At 76.1% G+C, this 9,969-nt stretch carries 6 protein-coding genes and 1 pseudogene; 2 read left to right on the top strand and 5 right to left on the bottom strand.

Translation table 11 applies throughout. The features are described from left to right. The 5 genes from BIV57_RS22170 to leuS all read right to left on the bottom strand — a co-directional run. Positions 1-1,959 (bottom strand): ComEC/Rec2 family competence protein (locus BIV57_RS22170; protein ID WP_071658649.1); only part of this gene is annotated, 1,959 nt, incomplete at its 3' end. Next, on the bottom strand, positions 1,956-2,594 hold the full coding sequence (locus BIV57_RS22165) for a helix-hairpin-helix domain-containing protein (protein WP_071658648.1): 639 nt from the start codon (positions 2,592-2,594) through the stop codon (positions 1,956-1,958). The genes BIV57_RS22165 and BIV57_RS22170, both read right to left, overlap by 4 nt. Before the next feature lie 132 nt (positions 2,595-2,726). After that, positions 2,727-3,569 (bottom strand): DegV family protein, encoded by an 843-nt coding sequence (locus BIV57_RS22160; RefSeq protein ID WP_071658647.1) that lies wholly within the window; start codon positions 3,567-3,569, stop codon positions 2,727-2,729. A gap of 117 nt (positions 3,570-3,686) precedes the next feature. Next, entirely contained in the window at positions 3,687-4,304 is a 618-nt protein-coding gene (locus tag BIV57_RS22155; RefSeq protein ID WP_071658646.1) for a hypothetical protein, read from the bottom strand. 128 nt (positions 4,305-4,432) lie between these two features. Then, the gene (leuS, locus tag BIV57_RS22150; RefSeq protein WP_079170589.1) at positions 4,433-7,357 is read right to left on the bottom strand and encodes a leucine--tRNA ligase; all 2,925 of its coding nucleotides are present in this window, start codon (positions 7,355-7,357) and stop codon (positions 4,433-4,435) included. Between the two features lie 393 nt (positions 7,358-7,750). On the opposite strand from leuS, the gene BIV57_RS22145 reads away from it, so the two are divergent. Further along, positions 7,751-9,778 (top strand): ferric reductase-like transmembrane domain-containing protein, encoded by a 2,028-nt coding sequence (locus BIV57_RS22145; RefSeq protein ID WP_139275762.1) that lies wholly within the window; start codon positions 7,751-7,753, stop codon positions 9,776-9,778. A 5-nt stretch (positions 9,779-9,783) separates the two neighbouring features. Then, positions 9,784-9,969: pseudogene (locus tag BIV57_RS22140) on the top strand (oxidoreductase); the annotation flags it as partial.

Raw genomic sequence — 9,969 nt, 5'->3', positions numbered from 1 at the left:
CGCCGCAGCCCACCGCGCCACCCGCGCCCCGCCGCCGGCCGGCTCGTCGACCGGGGACACCTCGATCTCCCCCACCCGACGCCCCCTCAGCACCCCCGGCACACCGCCGACATGGTCGGCGTGGAAGTGCGTCAGCACCAGCAGCGGGATCCGCCGCACGCCCAGCCGCCGCAGGCAGCGGTCGACCGGGGCAGGATCGGGCCCCGCGTCCACCACCACCGCCGACCCCGGCGTCCCGGTGGCCAGCACGATGGCGTCCCCTTGGCCCACGTCGCAGGCCACCACCCGCCACCCCGGCGGCGGCCAGCCCGTCACGATCCGCACCAGGAACGGCGGACGGATCACCACCACCAGCAGTACCGCGGCCAGCAGCAGCGCCACCGCGATCCGACCGCCACGCGGCATCCGCGGGCCGACCCGCAGCAGCAGCCAGCCGCCCGCCCCCAGCGCGGCCGCCGCCGCAGCCGCACCCGTCCAGCCGCCCGGCCACGGCACCGCCGCGCCCGGCAGCGCGGCGCCGTGCCGGGCCACCGCGGCGATCCAGCGGGTCGGCCAACCCGCCAGCCACGCCAGGCCGGAGGCGCCGGCCGGCGACAGCGGCGCGGCGGCCAGCGCCGCGAACCCCAGCACGGTGGCCGGCGCCACGGCCGGCTCGGCGAGCAGATTGCACGGCACCGCCACCAGGCTGACCTGCGCGGCCAGCATCGCGATCACCGGCATGGTGGCGGCCTGCGCCGCGCCCGCGGCGGCCAGCGCCTCGGCGAGCGGCGCCGGCACGCGCCGCCGCCGCAGCGCCTCGGCCCAGCGCGGGCCGACGGTGAGCAGCGCGGCGGTGGCCAGCACGGAGAGCAGGAACCCGAAGGAGACGGCGAGTCGGGGCGCGAAGAGCAGCAGCAGGAGCGTCGCCCCGCAGAGCAGCGCGGGCCCGGCGCGCCGCCGCCCGGTGGCGAGCGCCAGCAGCGCGAGTGCGCCGAACGCGGCGGCCCGCAGCACGCTCGGGTCCGGCCGGCAGAGCACGGTGAAGCCGAGCACCACCGCCCCGCCGAGGACGGCGGTGAGCCGCAGCGGCAGCCCGCCGCGGGCGGCCGCCCCCAGCAGCACGGCCAGCAGAATCGACAGATTGGCGCCGCTCACCGCCAGCAGATGCGTCAGATCGGTGGCGCGGAAGGCCGCCTCCAGATCGTCCGGGACGCGCGAGGTGTCGCCGATGACCAGCCCGGGAAGCAGCGCCCGGGCGTCGCCGGGCAGCGGATCGGCGGCGCGCCGCAACCCCTCGCGGAGCGCGCCGGCGAGGCGTTGCGCGGCGGGCGGCCCGGCGAGCTGCCGCGGCGGGCCGGCGACCCGGACGACGGCGGCCACCGCCCGCCCGTGGACGGGCCCGTAGGGCGTGGCGGCCCGCCCGGTGACGGTGAGCCGGGTGCCGGGCAGCAGCCGGGCCGCCGCGGGATCGCGGTAGACGAGGCCGACGGAGGTGCTGATCCGCGTTCCGGGGCGGAGCAGTTCGGCCGTCGCCGGAACGAGGACGAAGGCGCGGCCCACGGCCGCCCCGTGCACCCGCGGGCTGCGGCGGACGGGATCCCCGGTGACCGTGGCGTCGAGCCGGACGGTGGCGTGCGCGGCGGCGAGCGCCGGCAGCGGCCCGCGGTGCGGCTGGGCCGCGGCGGCCTGCGCGACGGCCGCGGCGGTCAGCGCGCACAGCAGCGCGGCGGCAGCGGTGGGACGGCGGCGCCACAGGTACAGCAGGACGGCGGCGCCGCCGAGGAGCGCCGGCCAGGCGAGCGGCAGCCGCGGCCCGAGGGCGGCACCGAGCCAGGCCGCCAGCGCGGGCGGCGCGAGCCGCCAGTCCTGCGGCTCCTTGCGCTCGCCGGTCCCCGGCGCGGCCCCGGGCCCTGCCCCGGGCTCGGGCTCGGCCCCGGGCGCGGGCTTGGGCTCGGCCCCGGGCTGCTCACCGCCTGTCACGGTGTGACCAGGGGGGCGATCTGGGTATAGCGGTGCGGGCCGATGCCGGGGACCTGACGGAGGGCCTCGACGGTGGCGAAGCCGCTGTGCGCGGTGCGGTAGCCGATGATGTGCTGGGCGAGCGCCGGCCCCACCCCCGGCAGCTGCTCCAGCTGCTGCTCGGTGGCGTTCGACAGGCTCACCCGGCCTCCTGACGCCCCGTCCGCCGCCCCGTCCGACCCCGCGGGCGACGCCGCCGGCTCCCCCACCCGCAGCTGCTCGCCGTCGACCAGCCGGCGCGCCAGGTTGAGCCCCGCCTCGTGGCGCGCCTCCGTCGCCCCGCCCGCGGCCCGCACCGCGTCCGCCACCCGCGAGCCGGCGGGCAGCTGCACCACGCCGGGGCGCCGCACCTTCCCCACCACATCGACCACCAGCCGGGTGCCCTGGGGCTCCGGCCCGTGCACCGCGGCAGCGGCCGCCGCCACCGGACGCGGCGGCGCGACCGCCTCCGGCCGGCCGTCCCAGTACCTCCACCCCGCCACCGCCAGCGCCGCCGCGCACAGCACCGCCAGCACCACCAGCGGCCCGCGCCCCAGCCGCACCCGCTCCCCGACCGCCAGCCGGGCCCGCTCCCACCACGACAGTTCCTCAGCCATGCAGGAGACGCTAGAAGCGCCGGGAGGCACCTCCGGAAACTCGTCCCGCGGCCTGTGGACAACTCCGCGAGGAGGCCGACCCGCTCAGGCCCGCGCCACCACGACGGCTCAGGCCCGCGCCACCACGACGGCTCAGACCGGTGCCACCACCACGGCCAGCAGACCCGGCCCCACATGGGCGCCGATCACCGCGCCGACCTCGGTGACGAAGAGCCGCCGCAGCCCCGGCAGCCGCTCCCGCAGCCGCTCGGCGAGCGGCTCGGCCCGCTCGACGGCGGCCAGATGATGCACCGTCACATCGACCGGCCCGTCCCCCGCGCGCTCCACCGCCAGCTCCTCCAGCCGGGCCACCGCCTTGGAGGAGGTGCGCACCTTCTCCAGCGGCTGGATGCGGCCGCCCTCCAGGTGCAGCAGCGGCTTCACCGACAGCGCCGAGCCCAGCAGCGCCTGCGCCGCCCCGATCCGCCCGCCGCGCCGCAGGTACTCCAGGGTGTCCACATAGAAGAGGCCGGAGGACCGCTCGGCCCGGCCCAGCGCGGCCGCCACCACCTTCTCGCCGTCCGCGCCGCGCTCGGCGGCCTCCGCCGCCTCCAGCACCGCGAACCCGAGCGCCATGGCGACCATCCGGGTGTCCACCACCCGCACCGGCAGCGGCGCCGACTCCGCGGCCAGCCAGGCCGATTCATGGGTGCTGGACAGCTCCGCGGACAGGTGCAGCGAGACGACCTCGTCCGCACCCTCCTCCGCCGCCGCCCGGTAGGCCGCGGCGAACGCCTCCGGCGCGGGGCGCGAGGTGGTCACCTCGCGCCGGCGCTGCAGCGCGTACGCCACCGCGCGCGGCTCCACCTGAGTGCCCTCGTCGTACGCCTCTCCGGACATCACCACGGAGAGCGGCACCACGCCGATGCGATGCCGCTCGAGGAGCTCCTCCGGCAGGTAGGCCGTCGAGTCGGTGACGATCGCAACGCGGGACATGCCTCGGAGCGTACTCGGGGACCGCCGTTTCCCCGCAGCTCACCCACCGTTAAGTCGGTAAGTCAGATCAACATATGAAGACCTGGGCGATGACTGTGCACGGACTGTGCCGGGCCGTCAGTCCTTCAGCTCGTCGCGCTTCTTCGCCGTCGCCTCGCGGCGCGGCGCGTTCCCCTCCACCGGGGACGGCGCCCAGTGCCGCAGCGCCCCCGCCTCCATCTCCACCTCGCGGGAGAGCTCGGTCAGCTCGTCCTCCGAGGTGTGCCGGGCGCGGTCCTGCGCGGCCCAGCGCAGCGAGTCCGCGGCATGGCCGATCCGCTCGGCGCGGTCGGCGAGCTCCGGCAGCTTGGTCTTCAGCCGCTCGCGGCCGGTGGACGGCTCCTGCTCCAGCATCCGCAGCTCGCCGTCGAGCTCCACGGCCTGCTTCTCCAGCCGCTCGCACAGCTGGAGCGCCTCCGTCAGCTGCGGGTCCGTCGAGGCGCCCGCCTCCAGCACCCGGCGGGTGCTGTCCAGCGAGGTGCGCAGGTCGAGCCGGAGCTGGGCGACCCGGCCCGGGGTGCCCGGACGGGTGAGAGTGCGGGCCCGCAGCGCGAGATCCTCCGCGCGGCGCCGGGCGATCGGGGCCCGCTGGGCGAACCGCTGCTCCAGCGCCCGCTTCGCCTTGACCGCGGCGTACACGCCGACGCCGAAGACCACGGCGACGAACACCAGCAGCGCTATCAGCACCTGTTCCACCGCGCGACCTCCCGATCCACCACTCGACGGATGCCATTGTCGCGCACCGCAACGCCGCGCGGGCTCCCTCCGGAGCAGGAGGGAGCCCGTACTTCTCACCTAGGGGCTGGCGGCCGAACCGCCGGGCGTCAGGCCGGGACGATGTTGACCAGCTTCGGCGCCCGCACGATCACCTTGCGCACCCCGGCGCCGTCCAGCGCCCGCTGCACGCCCTCGGAGGCCAGCGCCAGGTCGCGCAGCTCGTCCTCGGAGATCGACGGGGAGACCTCCAGCCGGTCCCGCACCTTCCCCTTCACCTGCACCACGCAGGTCACCGTCTCGTCGGCGACCAGCGCCGGGTCGGCCACCGGGAAGCCCTCGTAGGCCAGCGAGGTGGTGTGCCCCAGCCGGGTCCACAGCTCCTCGGCGACGTGCGGGGCCAGCGGCGCGACCAGCTGCACCAGTTGCTCGGCCACCTCCCGCGGCACCGGGCGGGCCGCCTTGGTCAGGTGGTTGTTGACCTCGATGGCCTTGGCGACGGCGGTGTTGAAGCGCAGGCCCTCGAAGTCGCGCCGCACCCCGTCGATCGCCTTGTGCAGGACGCGCAGCGTCACCTCGTCGGCCGGCTCGTCGACGACCGTGACGGCGCCGGTCGACTCGTCGACGATGTTGCGCCACAGCCGCTGCAGGAAGCGGAAGGAGCCGACCACCGCCCGGGTGTCCCAGGGGCGGGAGACCTCCAGCGGGCCCATCGCCATCTCGTACAGCCGCAGGGTGTCCGCGCCGTACTCGTCGTAGACCAGCTCCGGGGGCACCACGTTCTTCAGCGACTTGCCGATCTTGCCCAGCTCTCGGGAGACCTTCTCGCCCTGGTAGTAGTACGCGTCGTCGATCTCCTCCACCTCGGCGGCGGGCACCGGGAAGCCCCGCTCGTCGCGGTAGACGAAGCCCTGGATCATGCCCTGGTTGAACAGCTTGCGGAACGGCTCGTCCGAGGAGATGTGGCCCAGGTCGAACAGCACCTTGTGCCAGAAGCGCGCGTACAGCAGGTGCAGCACGGCGTGCTCGGAGCCGCCGACGTACAGGTCGACGCCGCCCGGGTCGCCGGTGCGCGCGTCGGTGCCGTCCGACGGGCCCATCCAGTAGCGCTCGTTCTCCGGGTCGACCAGCGCCTTCTCGTTGTCCGGGTCGACGTAGCGCAGCTCGTACCAGCAGGAGCCGGCCCAGTTGGGCATGGTGTTGGTCTCGCGGCGGTAGCGCTTCGGCCCGTCGCCCAGGTCCAGGGTGACCTCGACCCACTCCTCGTTCCGGGACAGCGGGGTCTCCGGGACGGAGTCGCGGTCGTCCGGGTCGAAGGTGCGCGGCGAGTAGTCGTCGATCTCCGGCAGCTCGACCGGCAGCATCGAGTCGGGCAGCGCGTGCGCCACGCCGTCCTCGTCGTAGACGATCGGGAACGGCTCGCCCCAGTAGCGCTGCCGGGAGAACAGCCAGTCGCGCAGCCGGTAGTTGACGGTGGCCGCGCCGCGGCCGGTGGACTCCAGCCACTCGGCCATCCGGCGCTTGGCCTCGGTGACGGTCAGCCCGTTCAGGCTGACGCCGCCCTCCGAGGAGTCGTCGGAGTTGACGATGGTCGCGTCGTAGGAGTCGAAGGCCTGCTCCCAGTCGGCCGGGTCGGTGCCCAGGCCGGACTCGGCCGGCGGCTCGACGACGACCTGCATCGGCAGCCCGTACTTTCGGGCGAAGGCGAAGTCGCGGGAGTCGTGCGCGGGCACCGCCATGATGGCGCCGGTGCCGTAGCCCATCAGCACGTAGTCGGCGATGAAGACCGGCACGCGCCGGCCGTCGGCCGGGTTGACCGCGTAGGCGCCGGTGAAGACGCCGGTCTTCTCCTTGGCGTCGGCGGCCTGCCGCTCCATGTCGGACTTGGTCTGGGTGGCGCGGCGGTAGGCGTCCACGGCCTCGCGCGGGGTGGCGGCGTCGCCGATCCACGCGGAGGCGGCGTGCTCCGGCCACTGCGCCGGGACGATCGCGTCGACCAGCGGGTGCTCGGGCGCCAGCACCATGTAGGTGGCGCCGAACAGGGTGTCCTGACGGGTCGTGAAGACGGTGACGGTGTGCTCGCCCGCCTCGCCGTCGGGGCCCTCGACGGGGAACTCGACGCGGGCGCCCTCGCTGCGGCCGATCCAGTTGCGCTGCTGGATCTTGATGGCCTCGGGCCAGTCCAGCCGGTCCAGGTCGGACAGCAGGCGCTGGGCGTAGGAGGTGATGCGCATCTTCCACTGCCGCAGGTTGGCGCGGAAGACCGGGAAGTTGCCGCGCTCGGAGCGGCCGTCCGCGGTGACCTCCTCGTTGGACAGCACGGTGCCCAGGCCGGGCGCCCAGTTGACGGGCGCGTCGTCGGCGTAGGCCAGGCGGTACCCGGACAGCACCTCGGCGCGCTCCACCGCGGACAGCTCGGCCCAGGGGCCGACGCCCTCGGGGGTGTCCTTCTCGCCGCGCTCGAACCTGCCGACCAGCTCGTCGATGGGGCGGGCGGCGTCGGCGTCCGGGTCGTACCAGGAGTTGAAGATCTGCAGGAAGATCCACTGCGTCCAGCGGTAGAACGCCGGGTCGATGGTCTCCACGGAACGGCGCGGGTCATGGCTCAGGCCCAGCCGGCCCAGCTGGGTGCGGATGGAGGCGATGTTGGCCTCGGTGGTGATCCGCGGGTGCGTACCGGTCTGCACCGCGTACTGCTCGGCGGGCAGGCCGAAGGCGTCGAAGCCCAGCGTGTACAGCACGTTGTGGCCGGACGCGCGCGAGTAGCGGGCGTAGACGTCGGTGGCGATGTAGCCCAGCGGGTGGCCGACGTGCAGGCCGGTGCCCGAGGGGTACGGGAACATGTCCATGATGAACCGCTTGGGGCGGCCGTCGGCCGGGGTCGAACCGGCCAGCGCGCCCACCGGGTTGGCCGCCTCGAACGTGCCGTCCTCCGCCCAGCGCTGCTGCCAGCGCCGCTCGATGTCGGCGGCCAGCGCCGACGTGTAGCGGTGCGGGGCGTCTACCGCCTCGGCGGTGGCGGTGTCACTCTTCATCACAGTCGACTCCATCGGAACTTCATCCCTCTTCAGCTGCTTCTGCCTTGCCCTGGAAGGCCCGCGGCCAACAAAAAAGCCCCTCGCACAGGAGGGGACGCCGCGCCGACACCGGCCCCGGATCGGACCCGATCACCACGGGGCGGTTCTCGTCAGCGCGGCCGGCTAAGGAGCAGCTGCACGGCACGCATGGCGCCAAGAGTAGCGTGTCGGGCTCCATGATCGCCGGGCACCCGCCGGAGACCGCTCGAACGGGGACGGGGCGCACAGCCGATCCAACCTAGCAGCGTGAGCACGCGATCACCGCGGGTTGTGACAAGTCCGTGACGGGCCCTGGCCGAGGCGGCGAACCTCCTGTCCCGTGGGGAACTCCTATCCGGAGGGGCGTCAACCATGACCACTACTCACGCTCGCACGCGCCGAGGCGGGCGGATACGGCCGACGCGGCGGCTGCCGCGGCTGCCCCGGCTGCGGCGGATGCGCCAGGTGCGGCTCGCCGCGATGGCCGGGGCGCCGGCGCGGGGGCGCCGGATGGCGCTGGCCGCGGGGACACTGGCGGTGCTGCCGGTCACCGTCGGCGGCATCGCGCTCGGGCTGCACGCGCGGGGGATGCTCGACGGGGCCGGCGAGTTCCTCGACTACTGGGCCGGCGTGATCACCCTGCTGTCGCTCACCGCGACGGTGATCTGGGGTCAGATATCCACCGCGGGGCGCTTCCTGGGGCCGCGGCAGCGGCTCTGGTCTCAGGCGGTGCACCGCGGGACGGGCGTGCTGGGGCTGTGCTTCCTGGCGCTGCACGTGACGGTGAAGATCGCGTACGGGGAGGTGGACGCGGGCGGGCTGCTGCCGGGGGCGGCGGACCGCGAGCGGCTCTACATCGGGCTGGGCGCGGTGGCCGCGTACCTGTTCGTCGGCTCGGCGGTGGTCGGGGCGATGCGCAGCGCGTTCGCGCCGGGGCGGCGCTCGACGAAGCGGTGGCGGCTGCTGCACGGGACGGGCTACGTGGCGTGGTGCGCGGCCCTGCTGCACGGGCTGAAGGCGGGCCGCCCGGTCTCCAGCCCCATGGTCACCATCGGCTACGCGGCGTGCCTCGCCGCCGCGGCCCTCGTCCTCCTCCTCCGCGCGGTACGCCCCGGCCGCCTCGCCCCCACGCCGAAGCCTCCGGCGGACGCCGAGGACGGGGCCGGCGGGGCGTCAGCCGGGGCCGCTGCGGGCGGAAGCGCCGGCTGGGCGGTCGGCGGGCCCGCCGCGGACGTGGCGTCGGCCATGAGCACCACCGGCATCCCGGTACTGTCCGCCGACACCGACACCGACACCGGTGCCTTCGCCGTGCCTGGTGCCGCAGGCCGGCACACCCGCGCGGTGAGCGCCGCCACGGCGGCCGGGCCGGACCCCGCCGACACGGGCGGCTTCCCGACGCTCCCGGCCCCCCGGCTCGTCGCCGACGGACGCGCCGACTGGACGGCCCACCCCAGCCCGCCCCCGGACCCGACTGCCGACACCGGCAACTTCGCCGTGCCCGGCGGCCCGGCGCCGCACCCGCCGGCCGGGCACCCCGACCCCGCCGGCAACGGCGGGTTCACGGTGCCTGGCGCTGCCGACTGGCCCGCGCGCAACGCGGGCATGCCTGCGGCGTCGAGGCAGCCGCTCGGCGGCGGCCTGGCCGGGCACCCCGACCCCACCGACACCGGCGGGTTCACCGTGCCTGGCGCCGACACCTGGCACGGACGCGCGGGAGGCGCGCCGGCGGCGGCAGGCCAATCCCAGCCCGCGACGGGGCCGCACCCGCTGGCCGGTCCGTCCGACCCCGCCGACACCGGCGGGTTCGCGCTGCCCGACGGCGCCGGCTGGAGCACCCGCTCCGTCGGCAGGGCCACGTCGACGCCGCTCGGCGGCACGCTGGCCGGTCCGTCCGACCCGGCGGACACCGGCGGCTTTGCCGCGCTCGCCGGCGGGGCGGCGCAGCCGCATGGCGGCGGGGCATGGCATGAACGTGCGGTGGGGGCGCACCCGGTTGACTCCGCGTCGGCCCACGGGCATCCGTCGCCGCAGGTCGGGAACGGGCCCGGCGGGGTGCCTTGGCGGAGCGAGGCCGCGGCGGCGTACGCCGCGCGGTGGGGCGCCGAGGCGGCACAGGCGGGAGTCGGGGGCGCGTTCCCCACCGCTGCCGAGGCGGCACCCGCCGAGGGCCAGGGCGCGTTGCCGTCTGCGGTCGACGCGGCGCCCGCGGGGGGCGGGGGCATGTTCCCGGGCGGGGGCGACGCGGCGCCCGCGGGGGGCCAGGGCCCGTTCCCGTCCCCGGTCCACGCCGCGGCCGCGGAGCAGCGGGGGCAGGGGGCGCGGTACTACCCCGGGGCGGAGGGGTGGTACGGGCCGGTAAGCCAGGACACCGTCGAGCTGCCGCCGATCCCGGGGCGGTGACGCCGGTGCCGCTGCCTGACGTCGCCGCTGTCGGCGTCGCCCGGCTCACCGCCGGCCTCGGCCCCGACGGCCTGCGCCTCGACCGCGCCGCCCACCTCGCCGTCCACGGCGCCGCCCGCGAACCCGACCTCCCCGACCTGCTCGCCCTCGCCGAGGCCATCGACCTGCGCGGCCGCGGCGGCGCCGGCTTC

Origin of the sequence: Mangrovactinospora gilvigrisea (assembly GCF_001879105.1) — a bacterium.
Classification (GTDB): Bacteria; Actinomycetota; Actinomycetes; order Streptomycetales; family Streptomycetaceae; genus Mangrovactinospora; species Mangrovactinospora gilvigrisea.
This window is presented reverse-complemented; position numbering and strand designations above follow the sequence as displayed.

Excerpts from the sequence above, each read along its gene's own strand:
- BIV57_RS22165 (WP_071658648.1), bottom strand. The coding sequence starts at position 2,594 with ATGGCTGAGGAACTGTCGTGGTGGGAGCGGGCCCGGCTGGCGGTCGGG.
- leuS (WP_079170589.1), bottom strand. The coding sequence starts at position 7,357 with ATGAAGAGTGACACCGCCACCGCCGAGGCGGTAGACGCCCCGCACCGC.
- BIV57_RS22160 (WP_071658647.1), bottom strand. The coding sequence starts at position 3,569 with ATGTCCCGCGTTGCGATCGTCACCGACTCGACGGCCTACCTGCCGGAG.
- BIV57_RS22145 (WP_139275762.1), top strand. The coding sequence starts at position 7,751 with ATGACCACTACTCACGCTCGCACGCGCCGAGGCGGGCGGATACGGCCG.